The 17686-nt window shown below is 61.9% G+C and carries 15 protein-coding genes; 6 read left to right on the plus strand and 9 right to left on the minus strand.

Annotated features, from left to right (window positions below; all coding sequences use genetic code 11):
• Nucleotide 1 precedes the first annotated feature (1 nt).
• Both C4J87_RS11570 and C4J87_RS11575 read right to left on the minus strand, forming a co-directional pair.
• Entirely contained in the window at nt 2–961 is a 960-nt protein-coding gene (locus tag C4J87_RS11570) for a MoxR family ATPase (RefSeq protein WP_020301524.1), read from the minus strand.
• 256 nt (nt 962–1217) lie between these two features.
• Complete coding sequence (locus tag C4J87_RS11575; protein WP_124366888.1) at nt 1218–1571, minus strand: hypothetical protein; 354 nt, start codon at nt 1569–1571, stop codon at nt 1218–1220.
• Between the two features lie 471 nt (nt 1572–2042).
• Between C4J87_RS11575 and C4J87_RS11580 the strand changes: the two genes are divergently transcribed.
• Complete coding sequence (locus tag C4J87_RS11580; protein WP_124366889.1) at nt 2043–6911, plus strand: NAD-glutamate dehydrogenase; 4869 nt, start codon at nt 2043–2045, stop codon at nt 6909–6911.
• A 163-nt stretch (nt 6912–7074) separates the two neighbouring features.
• Here the strand turns inward: C4J87_RS11580 and C4J87_RS11585 are convergent, their stop codons facing one another.
• The 3 genes from C4J87_RS11585 to C4J87_RS11595 form a co-directional block, all read right to left on the minus strand.
• Entirely contained in the window at nt 7075–7761 is a 687-nt protein-coding gene (locus tag C4J87_RS11585; protein WP_124366890.1) for a GntR family transcriptional regulator, read from the minus strand.
• Nucleotides 7762–7778: 17 nt separating this feature from the next.
• Nucleotides 7779–8480, minus strand: coding sequence for a FadR/GntR family transcriptional regulator (locus C4J87_RS11590; RefSeq protein ID WP_124366891.1), 702 nt, complete (start codon nt 8478–8480; stop codon nt 7779–7781).
• A 126-nt stretch (nt 8481–8606) separates the two neighbouring features.
• Complete coding sequence (locus tag C4J87_RS11595; protein ID WP_124362683.1) at nt 8607–9917, minus strand: C4-dicarboxylate transporter DctA; 1311 nt, start codon at nt 9915–9917, stop codon at nt 8607–8609.
• Between the two features lie 231 nt (nt 9918–10148).
• Between C4J87_RS11595 and C4J87_RS11600 the strand changes: the two genes are divergently transcribed.
• Nucleotides 10149–10778 (plus strand): DNA-3-methyladenine glycosylase I, encoded by a 630-nt coding sequence (locus tag C4J87_RS11600; protein ID WP_124366892.1) that lies wholly within the window; start codon nt 10149–10151, stop codon nt 10776–10778.
• Between the two features lie 9 nt (nt 10779–10787).
• Here the strand turns inward: C4J87_RS11600 and C4J87_RS11605 are convergent, their stop codons facing one another.
• Entirely contained in the window at nt 10788–11942 is a 1155-nt protein-coding gene (locus C4J87_RS11605; RefSeq protein WP_124366893.1) for a DUF1624 domain-containing protein, read from the minus strand.
• A 212-nt stretch (nt 11943–12154) separates the two neighbouring features.
• Between C4J87_RS11605 and yfcF the strand changes: the two genes are divergently transcribed.
• Complete coding sequence (gene yfcF, locus C4J87_RS11610) at nt 12155–12787, plus strand: glutathione transferase (RefSeq protein WP_124366894.1); 633 nt, start codon at nt 12155–12157, stop codon at nt 12785–12787.
• On the opposite strand, the gene C4J87_RS11615 is transcribed toward yfcF, so the two are convergent.
• Nucleotides 12762–13034 (minus strand): hypothetical protein, encoded by a 273-nt coding sequence (locus tag C4J87_RS11615; protein WP_124362687.1) that lies wholly within the window; start codon nt 13032–13034, stop codon nt 12762–12764. The two genes, yfcF and C4J87_RS11615, sit on opposite strands and share 26 nt — an antisense overlap.
• 143 nt (nt 13035–13177) lie before the next feature.
• Between C4J87_RS11615 and C4J87_RS11620 the strand changes: the two genes are divergently transcribed.
• Together C4J87_RS11620 and C4J87_RS11625 are read left to right on the plus strand one after the other, a co-directional pair.
• A complete protein-coding gene (locus C4J87_RS11620) occupies nt 13178–13822 on the plus strand; it encodes an ATPase (protein ID WP_124362688.1) in 645 nt (214 codons plus the stop codon).
• Nucleotides 13823–13866: 44 nt separating this feature from the next.
• Entirely contained in the window at nt 13867–14208 is a 342-nt protein-coding gene (locus tag C4J87_RS11625; protein ID WP_124366895.1) for a hypothetical protein, read from the plus strand.
• A 128-nt stretch (nt 14209–14336) separates the two neighbouring features.
• Here the strand turns inward: C4J87_RS11625 and C4J87_RS11630 are convergent, their stop codons facing one another.
• Nucleotides 14337–15083 carry a creatininase family protein gene (locus C4J87_RS11630; protein WP_124366896.1) on the minus strand — a complete coding sequence of 249 codons (747 nt, stop codon included), beginning with the start codon at nt 15081–15083 and terminating at the stop codon, nt 14337–14339.
• A 30-nt stretch (nt 15084–15113) separates the two neighbouring features.
• Nucleotides 15114–15842, minus strand: a complete 729-nt coding sequence (locus tag C4J87_RS11635) for a murein L,D-transpeptidase catalytic domain family protein (protein WP_124362691.1) — start codon at nt 15840–15842, stop codon at nt 15114–15116.
• A gap of 40 nt (nt 15843–15882) precedes the next feature.
• Here C4J87_RS11635 and C4J87_RS11640 point away from each other — a divergent pair, with 40 nt between their 5' ends.
• On the plus strand, nt 15883–17484 hold the full coding sequence (locus tag C4J87_RS11640) for a murein L,D-transpeptidase (protein WP_124366897.1): 1602 nt from the start codon (nt 15883–15885) through the stop codon (nt 17482–17484).
• Nucleotides 17485–17686 lie beyond the last annotated feature (202 nt).

Raw genomic sequence — 17686 nt, forward strand, 5'->3', positions numbered from 1 at the left:
TTCAAGCGACGGCAACGACGTCAAGAATGCGTTGCACCACGCGGTCCTGGTCAACGCCTGCGGCTTCGGCCTCGAACGACAGGATGATGCGGTGGCGCAACACGTCGAACAACACCGCCTGGATGTCTTCGGGGCTGACGAAGTCGCGGCCGGCCAGCCAGGCATGGGCGCGCGCGCAACGGTCGAGGGCAATGGAGCCGCGCGGGCTGGCGCCGTAGGCAATCCACTCGGCCATTTCCGGGTCGAACTTGGCCGGGGTGCGCGTGGCCATGACCAACTGCACCAGGTATTCCTCCACCGCATCGGCCATGTACAGGCCGAGAATTTCCTTGCGCGCGGCAAAGATCGCCTGTTGGCTGACGCGGCGCTCGGGCTTGGTTTCGCCGTTGAGCGCTTCGCCACGCGCCTGTTGCAGGATGCGCCGTTCGACGGCGGCATCCGGAAAGCCGATCTTGACGTGCATCAGGAAACGGTCGAGCTGAGCTTCCGGCAGAGGGTAGGTGCCTTCCTGCTCGATGGGGTTCTGCGTGGCCATCACCAGAAACAGCGGCGACAGCTCGTAGGTGCTGCGGCCCACGCTGACCTGGCGCTCGGCCATGGCCTCGAGCAGCGCCGACTGGACCTTGGCCGGTGCGCGGTTGATTTCGTCCGCCAGCACCAGGTTGTGAAAGATCGGCCCCTGTTGAAAGACGAAGCTGCCGGTTTCCGGGCGATAGATTTCGGTGCCAGTGATGTCGGCGGGCAACAGGTCGGGGGTGAACTGGATGCGATGAAACTGCGCTTCGATACCTTCGGCCAGCTCTTTGATGGCCTTGGTCTTGGCCAGGCCCGGCGCGCCTTCGACCAGCATATGGCCGTCGGCGAGCAGGGCGATCAGCAGGCGATCGATGAGTTTTTCCTGGCCGAGAATCTGCGTAGAAAGAAAGGTTCGCAGCGCAAGCAGCGCTTCACGATGTTCCATCGATGACGGTTCCTGGAAAGATGAGCCCGGGTGTCAGGGAAAAACACCGGCCTGGGGCGCTTACTTTAATGCATCGTGGGGTGCGGCGACTAACGGCGTGACGGGTATTTTTGGCAAAACTTGTAGGAAATTTGTGTGGAGTGCGGTCAATGTGGGAGGGGGCTTGCTCCCGATGACAGTGTGTCAGGCACTTCTATATGACTGGCCCGCCGCAATCGGGAGCAAGCCCCCTCCCACATTTGATCCTGGGTGCAGCTTAAATCCGCGTGTAGGTGCCAGTGCCTTTGAGGATGTTCTGCAGGGTTTGCTCGACTTCGGCCAGGTCGGAGGCGGCCGTGGTGTGGGTGATCTGCAACTGATCCTTGCCCCCCAGCGCATCCGCATCGCCGGCCGCCAGTTCGATCAATAAGCGGGTGTCGCCCAAGGTGACTTTCAGCCCATCCAGGGTCGAAGGCTCGTAATCCCAGGTCAGTTCCACCTCGTCTTCATCCGGATACCGGCTCAGCATGAACATCTCGCCGTTCTTGCCGTGGCAGCAGAGCATGGCCATGCGGTCTTCTTCGTCGTCGCACGGCGTCGCTATCAGGGCATCGGTTTTCAGTTGCAGCATGGGGAATCCTGTGTGGAGGAGGGCGTTTGCGCCGGGTGATTGTGCCATTGCGGCGAATTTTATGCTGCATTGTGTGTCAGACCGAGTGCATGACCTGGCGGGCCAAAGCAGTCATTTTTGATACTGGCGGGCCTGAATATTGCCGGTTGCCCAAGTCGCAACCCCACACCTGCTTACCGATGACCGAATATGTCGCAGCACCGCAAGCAGCCGGCTTCCTACACTCGTTAAGCTGCGCAACGGATGTGCCCCGTGCCAGGCGCCTGACCTGCCCGTCGTACCGTCACCCGGCGCGGTGTGCATCTTGTGGAAGTTGTATGTGACCTGACTGTCTTGTCCAGCTTCACCCACCTGTCACTCTGATTGGTTTATGGTGCTTGTCATCACGACCAGAACAGAGCTGACGGTCTCCCCGCAAGGGGATAACACGCGACGCTTCCATCAATAACAAGCCCAAGCGGAGTACCACAGATGGCGTTCTTCACCGCAGCCAGCAAGGCCGACTTCCAGCACCAACTGCAAGCGGCACTGGCGCAGCACATCAGTGAACAGGCACTGCCACAAGTGGCGCTGTTCGCTGAGCAATTCTTCGGCATCATTTCCCTGGACGAACTGACCCAGCGTCGCCTTTCCGACCTGGCCGGTTGCACCCTGTCTGCCTGGCGCCTGCTTGAGCGCTTCGACCACACCCAACCGCAAGTGCGGGTCTACAACCCCGATTATGAACGTCATGGCTGGCAGTCGACCCACACCGCGGTCGAAGTGCTGCACCATGACCTGCCATTTCTGGTGGACTCGGTACGTACCGAGCTCAACCGCCGTGGCTACAGCATCCACACCCTGCAAACCACCGTGCTCAGCGTGCGCCGTGGCAGCAAGGGCGAGCTGCTGGAAATCCTGCCCAAGGGCACCCAGGGCGAAGGCATCCTGCAAGAGTCGCTGATGTACCTGGAGATCGACCGCTGCGCCAACGCCGCCGAATTGAATGTGTTGAGCAAAGAGCTCGAGCAGGTGCTGGGCGAAGTGCGCGTGGCCGTGGCCGATTTCGAGCCGATGAAAGCCAAGGTCCAGGACCTGCTGGCCGGTGTCGACGCCAGCGCGTTTGTGATCGACGGCGAAGAAAAAGCCGAGATCAAGAACTTCCTCGAATGGCTGGTGGGCAACCATTTCACTTTCCTTGGCTACGAAGAGTTCGTGGTACGTGACGAGGCGGACGGCGGTCATATCGAATATGACGCCAGCTCTTTCCTCGGTCTGACCAAACTGCTGCGCGCCGGCCTCACCGCCGAAGACCTGCGCATCGAAGACTACGCCGTGGCCTACCTGCGCGAACCGACCGTGCTGTCGTTCGCCAAGGCGGCACACCCGAGCCGTGTGCACCGCCCGGCTTATCCGGACTACGTGTCGATCCGCGAGATCAGCGCCGACGGCAAGGTCATCAAGGAACACCGCTTCATGGGCCTGTACACCTCCTCGGTGTACGGCGAAAGCGTGCGGGTGATCCCTTACATCCGCCGCAAGGTCGCGGAAATCGAGCGCCGCTCGGGCTTCCAGGCCAAGGCGCACCTGGGTAAAGAACTGGCCCAGGTGGTGGAAGTACTGCCGCGTGACGACCTGTTCCAGACCCCGGTCGATGAGCTGTTCAGCACGGTGATGTCGATCGTGCAGATCCAGGAACGCAACAAGATCCGCGTATTCCTGCGCAAAGACCCGTACGGCCGTTTCTGCTACTGCCTGGCCTACGTGCCGCGTGACATCTATTCCACCGAAGTGCGCCAGAAAATCCAGCAAGTGCTGATGGATCGCCTGAAAGCCTCGGACTGCGAATTCTGGACCTTCTTCTCCGAATCCGTGCTGGCCCGTGTGCAGCTGATCCTGCGGGTTGACCCGAAGAACCGCCTGGACATCGACCCGCTGCAGCTGGAAAAAGAAGTGGTGCAGGCCTGCCGCAGCTGGCAGGACGACTACGCCAGCCTGGTGGTGGAAAGCTTCGGCGAAGCCCACGGCACCAATGTGCTGGCGGACTTCCCGAAAGGTTTCCCGGCCGGCTACCGCGAGCGTTTCGCCGCGCACTCGGCCGTGGTCGACATGCAGCATCTGCTCAGCCTCACCGAAGCCAACCCGCTGGTGATGAGTTTCTATCAGCCGCTGGGCCAGGTTTCCGGCCAGCGCGAGCTGCATTGCAAGCTGTATCACGCCGACACCCCGCTGGCGCTGTCCGACGTGCTGCCGATCCTGGAGAACCTCGGCCTGCGTGTGCTGGGTGAGTTCCCGTATCGCCTGCGCCACGCCAATGGCCGTGAGTTCTGGATCCATGATTTCGCGTTCATCGCCGCCGAAGGCGTGAACCTGGATATCCAGCAGCTCAACGACACCCTGCAGGACGCGTTCGTGCATATCGTCCACGGCGATGCCGAGAACGATGCGTTCAACCGCCTGGTGCTCACCGCCGGCCTGCCATGGCGTGACGTGGCGCTGCTGCGCGCTTACGCCCGTTATCTGAAGCAGATCCGCCTGGGCTTCGACCTCGGCTACATCGCCAGCACCCTGAACAACCACACCGACATCGCCCGCGAGTTGACCCGGTTGTTCAAGACACGCTTCTACCTGGCGCGCAAGCTCACCGCCGATGACCTGGAAGACAAGCAGCAACGCCTGGAACAAGCGATCCTCAGCGCCCTGGACGACGTTCAGGTGCTCAACGAAGACCGCATCCTGCGTCGCTACCTCGACCTGATCAAGGCGACCCTGCGTACCAACTTCTACCAGTCTGACGCCAACGGCCAGAACAAGTCGTACTTCAGCTTCAAGTTCAATCCCCATGCAATCCCCGAGCTGCCCAAGCCGGTGCCGAAGTTTGAAATCTTCGTCTACTCGCCACGCGTCGAAGGCGTGCACCTGCGCTTTGGCAACGTGGCCCGTGGCGGCCTGCGCTGGTCCGACCGTGAAGAAGACTTCCGTACCGAAGTGCTCGGCCTGGTAAAAGCCCAGCAAGTGAAGAACTCGGTGATCGTGCCGGTGGGCGCCAAGGGCGGCTTCCTGCCGCGTCGCCTGCCGTTGGGCGGCAGCCGTGACGAGATCGCGGCCGAGGGCATCGCCTGCTACCGCATCTTCATTTCCGGCCTGTTGGACATCACCGACAACCTGAAAGACGGCGCCCTGGTACCGCCGGCCAATGTCGTGCGCCATGACGACGATGACCCGTATCTGGTGGTGGCGGCGGACAAGGGCACTGCGACCTTCTCCGACATCGCCAACGGCATCGCCATCGACTACGGCTTCTGGCTCGGTGACGCGTTCGCCTCCGGCGGTTCGGCCGGTTACGACCACAAGAAAATGGGCATCACCGCCAAGGGCGCGTGGGTCGGCGTGCAGCGTCACTTCCGTGAGCGCGGCATCAATGTGCAGGAAGACAGCATCACCGTGGTGGGCGTCGGCGACATGGCCGGTGACGTGTTCGGTAACGGCTTGCTGATGTCCGACAAGCTGCAACTGGTCGCGGCCTTCAACCACCTGCACATTTTCATCGACCCGAACCCTAACCCGGCAACCAGCTTCGTCGAGCGCCAGCGCCTGTTCGAACTGCCGCGTTCGGCCTGGACCGACTACGACACCAGCATCATGTCCGAAGGCGGCGGTATCTTCTCGCGCAGCGCGAAGAGCATTGCCATCTCGCCACAGATGAAAGAGCGCTTTGACATCAAGGCCGACAAGCTGACCCCGACCGAACTGCTCAACGCCTTGCTCAAGGCGCCGGTGGACCTGTTGTGGAACGGCGGTATCGGTACCTACGTCAAGGCCAGCACCGAGAGCCACGCGGATGTGGGCGACAAGGCCAACGATGCGCTGCGCGTCAACGGCAACGAGCTGCGCTGCAAGGTGGTGGGCGAGGGCGGTAACCTGGGCATGACCCAGCTGGGCCGTGTGGAATTCGGCCTCAATGGCGGCGGTTCCAACACCGACTTCATCGACAACGCCGGTGGCGTGGACTGCTCCGACCACGAAGTGAACATCAAGATCCTGCTCAACGAAGTGGTGCAGGCCGGCGACATGACCGACAAGCAACGCAACCAGTTGCTGGCGAGCATGACCGACGAAGTCGGCAGCCTGGTGTTGGGCAACAACTACAAGCAGACCCAGGCCCTGTCGCTGGCCGCGCGCAAGGCTTACGAGCGTGCCGCCGAGTACAAGCGCCTGATGAGCGACCTGGAAGGCCGTGGCAAGCTGGACCGCGCCATCGAGTACCTGCCGACCGAGGAGCAGCTCGCCGAGCGCGCTGCAGATGGCAAGGGCCTGACGCGTCCGGAGCTGTCGGTGTTGATTTCCTACAGCAAGATCGACCTCAAGGAAGCGCTGCTCAAGTCCCAGGTACCGGATGACGAGTACCTGACCCGTGACATGGAGACCGCGTTCCCGCCGAGCCTGGTGGCCAAGTTCTCCGAGGCCATGCGTCGTCACCGCCTCAAGCGCGAGATCGTCAGCACCCAGATCGCCAACGACCTGGTCAACCACATGGGCATCACCTTCGTTCAACGGCTCAAAGAGTCGACCGGCATGAGCCCGGCGAACGTGGCTGGCGCCTATGTGATCGTGCGCGACATCTTCCACCTTCCGCACTGGTTCCGTCAGATCGAAGCCCTGGATCACCAGGTGTCCGCCGATGTGCAACTGGAGCTGATGGATGAGCTGATGCGCCTGGGCCGTCGCGCCACGCGCTGGTTCCTGCGCAGCCGTCGCAACGAGCAGGACGCCGGGCGTGATACCGCGCATTTCGGTCCGCACCTGGCGGCGCTGGGCCTCAAGCTCGACGAACTGCTGGAAGGCCCGACCCGTGAAGGCTGGCAGAACCGTTACCAGGCCTACACCCAGGCCGGCGTTCCGGAGTTGTTGGCGCGCATGGTTGCAGGCACGACCCACCTGTACACCCTGCTGCCGATCATCGAAGCCGCCGACGTGACCGGGCATGACGCCGCCGAAGTGGCCAAGGCCTACTTCGCCGTCGGCAGCGCCCTGGACCTGCCGTGGTACCTGCAGCAGATCAGCGACCTGCCGGTGGCCAACAACTGGCAGGCCCAGGCCCGCGAAGCCTTCCGCGACGACGTGGACTGGCAGCAACGGGCGATCACCATTTCGGTACTGCAAATGGCCGACGCGCCACAAGACATGGAAGCCCGCGTGGCCCTGTGGCTTGAGCAGCACCAGGACATGGCTGATCGCTGGCGCGCAATGATGGTGGAAATTCGTGCAGCGGTTGGCACGGACTACGCCATGTATGCGGTGGCCAACCGTGAGTTGCTGGACCTGGCGTTGAGCGGTCAGTCGGTGTTGCAGCCGGCATGATGCGTTCGTAGTACCCATGTGGAAGGGGCTTGCTCCCTCCCACACTGATCGTTCCCACGCTCTGGGTGGGAATGCCTCCCGTGACGCTCCGCGTCGCCCGCTCTCAGTCGGGACGCGGAGCGTCCCCAGCGGCATTCCCACGCAGAGCGCGGGAACGATCAGCTCAAGGGTGTTTGAGTAATTTGCTTTCCAGGTGATCCAGATGCTGGGTCATCAAGCCCACCGCAGCGCTTATGTCGCGCTGCTCGATCGCATCCACAATCGCCACATGCTCCTGCCACGCGCAATACGTGCAGGCTTTCGCTTCATATTGGGCAATCACCAACGACGTCAACGGCACCAGGCTGTTGAGGAACTGGGCCAGCGGGCCATTGCCTGCGATAGCGGCCAATAACAGGTGAAACTCCCCCGACAAACGCAGCGCCGGCCCGCGCTGGTCGCGCTCGATGCAGTCGCGTTCGCGGCTGATCAATTCCCGTAGCTGACGTAGCTGTGCACCGGTGGCCTGGGCGCACACCAGTTGCACCACGGTAATTTCAGTCAGGCGCCGCGCTTCGAGGATCTGTCGCGTCTGGTGTGCATCCGGCGCCGCCACCTGGGCGCGGTGGTTGGGGCGCAGGATGATCACCTGCTGATGGGATAGTTTGGCCAGCACCCGACGAATCACACTGCGGCTCACCCCAAAGGTTTCACCCAGGCTTTCTTCGGTAAAGCGGCTGGCCGGGGCGATGCGCTGCTCAAGGATCGCATCGAACAGGCGTGGGTAAATGTCATCCACCGAGGGCTTTTTGCCCGCTACCAGACGCAGTGCGGGAAGGAGGGGGTCGCGTTGCAGCGCGTGAGCGTTCATGGCTGGTCTCCAGAGTATCAACTGCCCAGATGGTCGTCCGGGATGTTCAAGCGGATGCCCATGCGCAGGCCTTCCTGCAGGATGTGCCGACGCATTTCGGCACTGGCCAGGGCGCTGTTCTTGTTACGGATGGCTCGCACCACCGCCTCGTTCTCGCGCAGGCGCTCGGCCAGGTGTTCAGGGGAATTGCGCAGCACCTGGGCGCTTTGCTTGAGCGCGTTGCTGGTTTGTTGCACCACGTTCTGGAAAATCGGGTTGGAGGTCAGGGCGAACAGTTCTTCGTGAAAGCCGATATAGGCGTTCATGCCGGCTTCGGCATCGTCGGCATCGAGGGCTTCGCGCATGTCCATCAGGGTCAGGCGCAGTTGGCCGATTTCCTTGCTGCTGATGGACTGGGCGACCAGACCGACGATGAAGGGCTCGAGGGTGTAGCGCAGTTGCAGGATGTCTTCCAGGCTGGCATCCGCCACCGCGTCGCTCGACTGCGACCCGCTGACGCTGGTTTCCAGCACCACCACGCCTTTGCCAGGCATGGAGCGCACCAGGCCGAGGGTCTCCAGCACAATCACCGCTTCACGCAGGCTCGGGCGGCTGATGCCCATCTGTTCAGCCAGTTCACGCTGGCCGGGCAGCATTTCCCCACGCCGCCACTGGCCGCGCGCCAGGGCGGCGCGCAGTTTTTCTACGACTGAATTGACGACGGTTGAGGTGCTGATCACGTCGTTATCTCCTTTAATGTTGCGAATACGATTGTCAGGCTGACACTGGGCAAATGTGGGAGGGGGCTTGCCCCCGATAGCAGTGTGTCAGTCACAGAATCCCTCCCAGATTGGCCTGTGTCGCCTTCAGAACTCCTGATGCGCCGGCACCACCGGCTTCTTGGCCTGGAACGCATAGCCCTGCTGGCCGTCGAGCACCTTGTTGGCACGCTGGATATCAATGTCTTTTTCCCAGCGCGCAATCGCCACGGTAGCGACGCAGTTGCCGATCAGGTTAGTCAAGGCGCGGCCAATGCCCATGAACCAGTCCACCGCCAGGACCAGCACCAGGCCGACCACCGGAATTGCCGGGATCGCCGTAAGCGTTGCCGCCAGAATCACCAGCGCCGAGCCCGGAATACCGTGGGCGCCTTTGGAGGTGATCAACGAGACCAGCAGGATGGTCAGCAAGTCGGTCATCGACAGCGGGGTACCGGTGGCGTTGGCGATAAACACGATGGCCAGGGTCAGGTAGATCGAAAAACCATCCAGGTTGAACGAGTAGCCGGTAGGAATCACCAGGCCAACGGTGGAGCTGCCGATACCCAGATGCTCCAGCTTGCGCATGATCTGCGGCAGCACCGCGTCGGACGACGCCGTGCCCATCACGATCAGCAGCTCTTCGCGCAGGTACTTGAGCAGCGGCAGCATGCGCAGCCCGGAAAGGCGCATCACCAGGCCCAGGATCAGCCCGACGAAGGCAAAGCAGGTCAGGTAGAACAGGCCCACCAGGCTGCCCAGGTGTTGCAGGGAGTCCAGGCCGTAGGTGCTGGTGGTGAACGCGATGGCGCCGAACACGCCAATCGGCGCCAGGCGCACGATCATGCCCATGATGCGAAAGATCACATGGCTCAATTCATTGATCAGTCGCGAGATCCCGGAAGCCGCTTCACCCACCAGGTTCAGCGCGCTGCCGAACAGCACGGAAAACAACAGCACCTGCAGCACGTTATTCTCGGCAAAGGCACCGATCACCGAGTTGGGAATCAGGTCCATCAGGAACTGGCTGGTGCCGCGAATGTGCTGGCCCTTGTCGGCCAGTTCATTCAGGCCGGCGGATGACAGTTGCTCCAGATGAATATTCGCGCCGCTGCCGATGCCGGTGCTGAAGGCCATGATCAGGCCGAGCACCAGGGCGACGGTGGTCAGCACTTCAAAGTAGATCACTGACTTCAAGCCGATGCGCCCGACTTTCTTCAAGTCGCCGGCGCCGGAAATGCCGCTGACCACTACGCAGAACACGATCAGGCCGATCAGCATTTTGATCAGCTTGATAAAGCCATCACCCAGGGGTTTGAGTTGCGAGGAGAATTCGGGAAGGGCCAGGCCGCAAATGACGCCGAGCATCAGGCCAATCACGACTTGCAGGAAAATCGAACGCGAGCACCATCTGAGCATGGGAAGGATCTCTATTCGGTGCCCTGGTGGTTCCAGGGCTTAATTGTTGTGGTCTTACCGGTAAGTCCAGTGCGCGGCCAGTCTACGCCCGGTTTTTTTCAAACCACAAGCACATATTCGGCGACTGAGCGGTACCGGTCTGACCGGTCGGCCTGCAACCGCGATGCTTGAGCGGTTGACGGGGCGCAAATTTTTTTGCATATCATCCGCGCTCGGCATGCGAGGTGATAAATGGACCCATCAGGGCTGACAACGGACGAAACCGGGCGCACCCACTGCGCGTGGCGCAACGCCGCGCCGCAATACCCGCAGTACCACGACCACGAGTGGGGCGTGCCCGTGGCGGATGACATCCAGTTGTACGAGAAGATTTGCCTGGAAGGTTTTCAGGCGGGTATGGCCTGGATCACCATCTTGCGCAAGCGCGAGCAGTTTCGGCAGGTATTCGACGGCTTTGATTTTCACAAGGTGGCGCAGTACGGCGAGGCGCAGATCGAACGCTTGATGAACGACCCCGGTATCGTGCGAAACCGGGCGAAGATCCTGTCCACGATCAACAATGCGCGCCGCGCCTGTGAGCTGGTCAGCGAGACCGGTTCCCTGGCGCGCTGGGTGTGGTCTTTCGAGCCCGACCCCGAGGAGCGCCCGGCGCTGGTGGACATGGCGTACTGGACGGCCAACCCGACGTCACCGGCTTCGGTGCGACTGTCCAAGGCGCTGAAGAAACGTGGCTGGACCTTTGTCGGACCGACCACGATGTATGCGTTGATGCAGGCGATGGGGATGGTCAATGATCATCTGCAGGGTTGCGTTCGCCGTGAGCAAATCGAAGCGCTACGCCGCCAATTCGAACGACCCTGAGTCATTGCCTCAAAAATATTTGAGCCAAGTGATATCCCTGCGCCGCGCCTTAAGCCCGGCAAACCAGCGCACCGGCCGATACAACGCCAGAGGCAGCGCCAACGCGACCAACCACACGGCGCCCATGCTGTCGAAACCGAAGTAATTGCCGTGATTCAACCCAAACGAAGCGACGGCAGCGACATACAACAGTTTGAGCATATACAGGTGCAGCAGATAAAAGAACATCGGCGCCGCGCCCAATACCGCAAGGATGCTGATCCAGCGTTTCTGCCCGGCCCGTTCGAACGCCAGCAGCAATAGCAGGCCGACGCCCAGCGTCAGCGCCAGGAACAACAGCGAAGGCGGGTATTTGGTGATGTTCAAGAAGCTCATCAATGTCTGCACGCCGCTGTCATAGGCCTGCCAGGATTTTTCGCCATAGCCGTTGGCCGCCCGCAGCAGCACGAAACCCAGCAACGCACCGGCACCCGCCAGCAGCAAATAACCCTGGCGCACGGCGGGCAGCACGTCATTCGCAAACCATGGGCCGAGGCCGTAGCCCAGGGCGATCACGCCGATCCACGGCAGCACCGGGTACGTCACGCGCAGGCGCAGGGTATCGGACACCTCGATCCAACTGCGCTCATGCAGGATCGACCAGGCAATCTGCAAGGCCGATCCGGGCGCGAAATGCACGCCATCGAGCAGGTTATGCCCGGCGATGATCGCCAGCGCCAGGGTGATCAGCAACGGGCGCGGTAACCACACCAGCGCGGCGAGGGCGAGCATGCTCACGCCAATCGCCCAGATCACCTGCAGGTAAATCACACTGGGCGGCAACTGGAAGGTCCAGGCGAAGTTGACCAGCGTGAACTCCAACACCACCAGAAACAGACCCCGCTTGAACAAAAATGCCGACACCGCACGCCGGCCCTGGTATTTCTGGCCATACAACCAGGCCGACAAACCGGTGAGCAGCACAAACACCGGCGCGCACAGATGGGCGAGGGTACGGCTGAAAAACAGCGCCGGCTCGGTCGTGTCGATGCTCATCGGGTCGCCCACCTGGCGGTGCAGCAGGAAGGTTTCGCGCACATGGTCGAGCAACATGAACAGGATCACCAGGCCGCGCAGGGCGTCAATGGAAAGCAAGCGTGGGCGTAGGGCAACAGCGTCAGGCATGGGGGCGGTTCACAAGGCTGGGTGAAAAAGATGTGTTATTGTATAACATTAATCGGCACTTTGCCGCGTCGCGCAGGTACAGGCTCCGGCGCGCTTAATCAGCTTTTGGTCAGGCCGCGCTATTCCCAGCAGGAATGCCCCCATAAAAACCGCGCATTGTCTTTATCGCCAGGGATCTCGTAGCGTTAACGCTCATTTCAAGGAGTTCGTCCATGAGCCACCGTCCGCTGCGCCTCTACGTTGATTCGCTGTTTACCAGCCCTTATGCCCTGTCGGTGTTCGTCGCGCTGCAGGAAAAAGGCCTGGCATTTGAAATCGTGCCGCTGGACCTGGACGCCGGCGAGCACCAGGCTGCGGGTCATGCGCGTTTGTCACTGACCCAGCGGGTGCCGACGCTGGAGGACGGCGAGTTCTCCCTGTCGGAATCCTCGGCAATCACTGAATACCTGGACGAAGCCTACCCCGAGACGAGCGTTTACCCCGTCGACCTGCAGCAGCGGGCGAGGGCGCGGCAGGTGCAAGCGTGGCTGCGCAGTGACTTGCTGCCGATCCGCCAGGAGCGTTCGACGCTGGTGGTGTTCTGCGGGCAGAAGATGCCGCCCTTGTCGCCACTGGCCGGCACGGCGGCAGACAAGTTGATCAGCGTGGCGCAGGGGTTGCTGGCGGGTAACCCGGATTACCTGTTCGGCAGCTGGTCGATCGTCGACGTGGACCTGGCGCTGATGCTCAATCGCCTGATCCTCAACGGCGACGCGGTGCCCGCCGAGCTGGTGGCGTACGCGCGGCGTCAGTGGCAAAGGCCGTCGGTGCAGGCGTGGGTCAACCAGCCACGCCTTGGGGTGTAGCGCTTTCGTTGATTTGCGCGACGCGCCGGTCCAGGTCTTCCCAGTCCGCCATGCCCAGCACGCGCGTGGTATTCAAGCCGCGCAGGTAGCCACGCAGCTGCTGGGCACTGGAGGCTTGTTCGTCGGCGCCACTGGCCTCGTTCAGCAGCACATTTTCATATTCGACCAGGTAATCGGCGACCCGCTCGCGAAACTCCGGCAATACGGCTTCGCGGATGCGGTCGAAGGTTTTCTGGTGAGGCTTCATGGCGTGGTCCTTATAGGTTTTATGGGGCTGGGCTGCCTGACACTATCGGTTCAAATGATAGTCACCATCAAGGATCACAAGTTCTGTTTTTATGGCAAAGGCGCAGAATCCGCTCATCGAAACGCTGCTCAAGGAACTGCGCGATGAGGACAATAATCCAGCTGGCTTTGATGACCCTGATGCTCGGCACTGCGGTGCTGGCCAACCCGGCGATTGCCGATGAGCTGCGTACAGGCCATTTGCTGCCACTCGTTGCTAGCGTAGACTCCCTGCAGCGCGCGCAGTCGGTGGGGGTGTTGTACAGCGAAAACACACGCGACAACCTCAGCTACCTCGAGCGCTACCACGCTATGGCGCTGAATGGCGCCAAGGATGCCCTGGATGCACGCATTCGCGAGGCGTTCGTCAACAGCTCCGATCCGGAACTGGCCATCGACTGGCTGATGCACTCGCTGCAAGGCACATTTGTCTCGGTCACGGTCTATGCCAGCCTGGATGACTTGGTGCAGGCGCATCCGGACGTGGTGGTGGTGCTCGATACCCATAGCCAGCTGCTGACACCGCGTAATGACGTGGTCGAGGCGCGCTTTACCGCGCGGTTCTATGACGCCGACCTGCAATACATCGCCAAGGCCGAAGGCTCGGTGGATAAGCAGGTGCCGTCGGTGTGGGTGCATGACAAGTCAGCACTCGAGATCGCCGCGCAGATCGAGCAGCAGCGAGATGTACAACAAGATGCCTTGAAGCAGTTCGATGCGTCGCTAAAAGCCTTGGTCCGCGCCGGTTGATACGCGGGCCGATGCAAACCTATCTGTTATTTTCAGGAATGTTTATGCGCTCTTTTTTCGCCCCGGCCCTGGCCTCTGCTTCCCTGCTGCTGACCGGTTGTATCACGGCGCCCAATGCCCCCTCGCTGACCCTGCAAACCACCAAGACTCCTGAAGGCTATGTGCAATGCGTATTGCCCAAGCTTGAAAAGCACGGCATCACCTCGACCGTGACCCAGAACTCACGCCACGCCAAGGTGCTGTTGACCAGCAAGGTCGCGGCGGATGATGTGCTGGAAGCCTACAAATCCCAGGACGGCACCAAGGTGTTCCTGTATGAGCGCAAGCCCCTGGCTTCGGCACTCAAGCCGTCGCGGCTCGAGCAGGCGGCGCAGGATTGCCAGTAACCCAGGATCACACTGACCCAAATGTGGGAGGGGGCTTGCTCCCGATGGCGGTATGTCAGTCAGCAAAACTGTAGCTGACCCACCGCTATCGGGAGCAAACCCCCTCCCACATTTGGATGGCGTTCGATTCAGGGCTTTGCTTCGTTGCTGAAGCTGTTCACGGTCTTGACCAGCCCTTGCGCTGCCAGCGTCACCAATTCACCGCCTTTTTCCACCGTCGCCAATGCCGGGTCCGAGCCCATGCGCCCGTCGGGGAAGCGGGCGCGGAAGTCCAGGGCCTCGCGGATCGGGCCGGTGTTGGCGATTTTCGGCGCGTAATCGGCTGACTTGATCGAGTCCGGATAGGCCCATTGCGTCACGGCGATCTCCGACGGTGTCGCGTGGCTGCCATGGCCCACCGGGAATTGGCGCTGCGCCAGGTCGGTGACGCCCTCCAAATCCCACCAGTTGACCAGTTTCAGCGCAAAGCCGGCCGGGCGGCGGGCATAGCTGGCTTCGGCATAGAGTTCGGAAAACGCCGCTTCGATGGTGGCAATATTGCCGCCGTGGCCGTTCAGGAACAGGATCTTGTCGAAGCCATGCCCGGCCAGCGAGCGCACCCAGTCGCCGATCGCGGCGATAAAGGTGGAAGGGCGCAACGAGATGGTGCCGGGAAAGCCCAGGTGATGCTGGGCCATGCCGATATTGAAGGTGGGGCCGACCAGGATGTCGGCATTCTTCTGCGCCTCGACGGCGATGATCTCCGGGCACATCCAGTCGGTACCCAGCAGGCCGGTGGGGCCGTGTTGTTCGTTGGAGCCGATGGGGATCACCACCGTGCGGCTGCGCTCCAGAAACTGCCCGATCTCGATCCAGGTGGATTTATGTAGAAGCATGCGACGCTCTCTTTTATCGGTGGGGACAGGCTATCCGCCACGGATTGTACGACTACTCGCCACCTGTTGGGGTTTGCAATTGAGATAGGTCGAAGACTTCAACCAGCGCTGGTCGGGGTACCAGGAGAACATGAACTGCCCGTCCTTGAGCTTGTCCACCACTTGGCGCGCGACTTGCGGGCGCACCGCCGGGCAGCCCTGGCTGCGGCCGATACGGCCTTCACGCTTGCTCCACAACGGGCTGACGTAGTCGGCGGCATGAATCACAATGGCGCGGTCGCGGGCCAGGTCATTGAAACCGGGCTCCAGGCCGTCCATGCGCAGCGAGTAGCCGTGGGTGCCGAGGTAACTTTCCTGGGTGCGGAACAGGCCCAGGCTGGACTGGTGGCTGCCTTCGAGATTGGAAAACGCGGTGGCGAAGTTTTCACCGGATTTGGCACCGTGGGCCACCAGATCGCGCAGCACCAGGGTTTTCTTGCGCAGATCGAAGATCCACAGCCGACGGGCGGTCGAGGGCTGGGAGTAGTCAATCACCGCCAGGCGATCGGAACGTTCCTCGCCGTTGCTGACGGCGCATTGCACCGCGTTCAGCGCGCTTTTCAGCACGATGGGATTGAGTTCTGGAGCCGAGCGCGCCAGGCTGCTATACAAAGAAGGAGGGGGGCCATTGGCGGCGAGCGCAACATTGCTCAGTAACGCCAGGCTCCCGGTGATCAAGCCCAGTTTGGTGATGCCGAGCCGGCGGATAAAAGTCAGCATCTACAGTCGATTTCCCCGCTGTGGAGTGGAGCTAAGTCAATTGTTCAAAAAACACGCATGTTACTTGAGCATTTGCCTGCTCGTTACACCACTGGTCGCCACAGCCGAAACGCTGCCGCTGGAACCGCTGCCGGTCACGACGCCTGCGCCGGTTGACTTGGCGCCGCTGCAACAAGCCCTGGCGCAGTTGCCCAGTGTCTGCCCGCAGCTCGCGCCGCGTATTGATGCCACCGCACAATTGCGTCTGCAAGCCTTTTACCAGCAGCAGGGCGACACGCCGCTGTGGTCGGATGACGCGCGCCGGCAAGCCTTGCACAGCCAATTGCTGATGCTGGCCGACGACGGCCTGGACCCCACCCACTATAGCTTGCCCAGCGCAGATGCCACGGCCAACGTGCTGTGCAGCGATATCGCAGTCAGCCAGCAGTACCTGCAAGCCCTGCAGGACTTGCATTACGGGCGCCTGCAGCAGTCGCGCTTCGAACCGCTGTGGCACGCCCAGCCGCCGGCCGTCGATCCAAACACCGCGTTGCTTGCCTTCGCCGCCACCGGCCTGCGGGACATGGCCCTGGCGTTCGACCAGGCGCGGCCCAGCGCGGATTTGTATCGCAGCCTGCGTAACGCTTATTCCAGCATGCGCCAGCAGCCGTTGCCGCATTGGGAGGCAGTCGGCGACGGGCCGCTGTTGCGCCCCGGCATGGAAGACCCACGGGTGCCGGAACTGGCGCGTCGGCTCTACAGCGGCGGTTACCTGACCCAGGAACCCAAGGGCAGCGCCAAGCAGTACCGCGCCGAACTGGTCGCTGCGGTCAAGGCCTTCCAGCTCAGCCATTCCTTGCAGTCCGACGGGGTGATCGGCGCCGGCACCGTGGCCGAACTCAATATCAGCCCGGCGATGCGCCGCGACCAGTTGCGCATCAACCTCGAGCGGTTCCGCTGGCTGGCCCAGGACCTGGAGCCCGAAGGCGTGGTGGTCAACGTCGCGGCCGCGCAACTGAGCGTGTACCAGAGCGGCATTCCGGTGTGGCAAACCCGCCTGCAAGTGGGCCGCGCCGAGCGTCAGACGCCGCTGCTCAAGTCACGTATCACGCGGCTGACCCTCAACCCCACGTGGACCATTCCACCCACCATCATGCGCGAGGACAAGCTGCCGGCCATCCGCCTCAACCCGGAATATCTGCGCCAGCAGAACCTGCAAGTGCTCGACGCCGAAGGCCACCCGCTGGCACCCGAGCAGGTCGACTGGGCTCACCCTGGCAATATTTTGCTGCGCCAGGAGGCGGGGCCGCGTAACCCGTTGGGCAAGATCGTGATGCGCTTTCCCAACCCGTATTCGGTGTACCTGCACGACACGCCGAGCCAGCCGCTGTTTACCAAGGGGCCACGGGCGTTCAGCTCGGGGTGCGTGCGCGTTGAGCAACCGTTGTTATTGCGCGATCTGCTGGTCAGCCCGGCCGAACGCACGCGCACCGACGAGTTGCTGGCCACCGGCGTGACCCATGAATTCAGGCTGGCCACGCCGGTACCGGTGCTGCTGGGCTATTGGACGGTGGAAGTGGATCGCCAGGGCAGTCTGGTGTACGCGCCGGATATCTACGCGCGCGACCCGGTGTTGATCAAGGCGATGGGGGCTGTGCTGTAGGACTGAATGGCTTGGCAGCAATGTGGAAAAGGGCTTGTGTGGGAGGGGGCAAGCCCTAATGCCAGTCAGTTAAGGCTTTTTGTAGGAACGAGGCGGGCGGCTAGCCCTTGCTCGCGAAAAACTCACAGGCACCGCGTTCATTCAGAAAGCACGCGTTATCGTTGACGTTTTTCGCGAGCAAGCTCGCTCCTACAGACGGCGG

The organism is Pseudomonas sp. R1-43-08 (genome assembly GCF_003852255.1).
Classification (GTDB): domain Bacteria; phylum Pseudomonadota; class Gammaproteobacteria; order Pseudomonadales; family Pseudomonadaceae; genus Aquipseudomonas.

Excerpts from the sequence above, each read along its gene's own strand:
- C4J87_RS11630 (WP_124366896.1), bottom strand. The coding sequence starts at position 15,083 with ATGCTTCTACATAAATCCACCTGGATCGAGATCGGGCAGTTTCTGGAG.
- C4J87_RS11570 (WP_020301524.1), bottom strand. The coding sequence starts at position 961 with ATGGAACATCGTGAAGCGCTGCTTGCGCTGCGAACCTTTCTTTCTACG.
- C4J87_RS11620 (WP_124362688.1), top strand. The coding sequence starts at position 13,178 with ATGAGGACAATAATCCAGCTGGCTTTGATGACCCTGATGCTCGGCACT.
- C4J87_RS11605 (WP_124366893.1), bottom strand. The coding sequence starts at position 11,942 with ATGCCTGACGCTGTTGCCCTACGCCCACGCTTGCTTTCCATTGACGCC.
- C4J87_RS11635 (WP_124362691.1), bottom strand. The coding sequence starts at position 15,842 with ATGCTGACTTTTATCCGCCGGCTCGGCATCACCAAACTGGGCTTGATC.
- C4J87_RS11595 (WP_124362683.1), bottom strand. The coding sequence starts at position 9,917 with ATGCTCAGATGGTGCTCGCGTTCGATTTTCCTGCAAGTCGTGATTGGC.
- C4J87_RS11575 (WP_124366888.1), bottom strand. The coding sequence starts at position 1,571 with ATGCTGCAACTGAAAACCGATGCCCTGATAGCGACGCCGTGCGACGAC.
- C4J87_RS11615 (WP_124362687.1), bottom strand. The coding sequence starts at position 13,034 with ATGAAGCCTCACCAGAAAACCTTCGACCGCATCCGCGAAGCCGTATTG.
- C4J87_RS11625 (WP_124366895.1), top strand. The coding sequence starts at position 13,867 with ATGCGCTCTTTTTTCGCCCCGGCCCTGGCCTCTGCTTCCCTGCTGCTG.
- C4J87_RS11580 (WP_124366889.1), top strand. The coding sequence starts at position 2,043 with ATGGCGTTCTTCACCGCAGCCAGCAAGGCCGACTTCCAGCACCAACTG.
- yfcF (WP_124366894.1), top strand. The coding sequence starts at position 12,155 with ATGAGCCACCGTCCGCTGCGCCTCTACGTTGATTCGCTGTTTACCAGC.
- C4J87_RS11585 (WP_124366890.1), bottom strand. The coding sequence starts at position 7,761 with ATGAACGCTCACGCGCTGCAACGCGACCCCCTCCTTCCCGCACTGCGT.
- C4J87_RS11600 (WP_124366892.1), top strand. The coding sequence starts at position 10,149 with ATGGACCCATCAGGGCTGACAACGGACGAAACCGGGCGCACCCACTGC.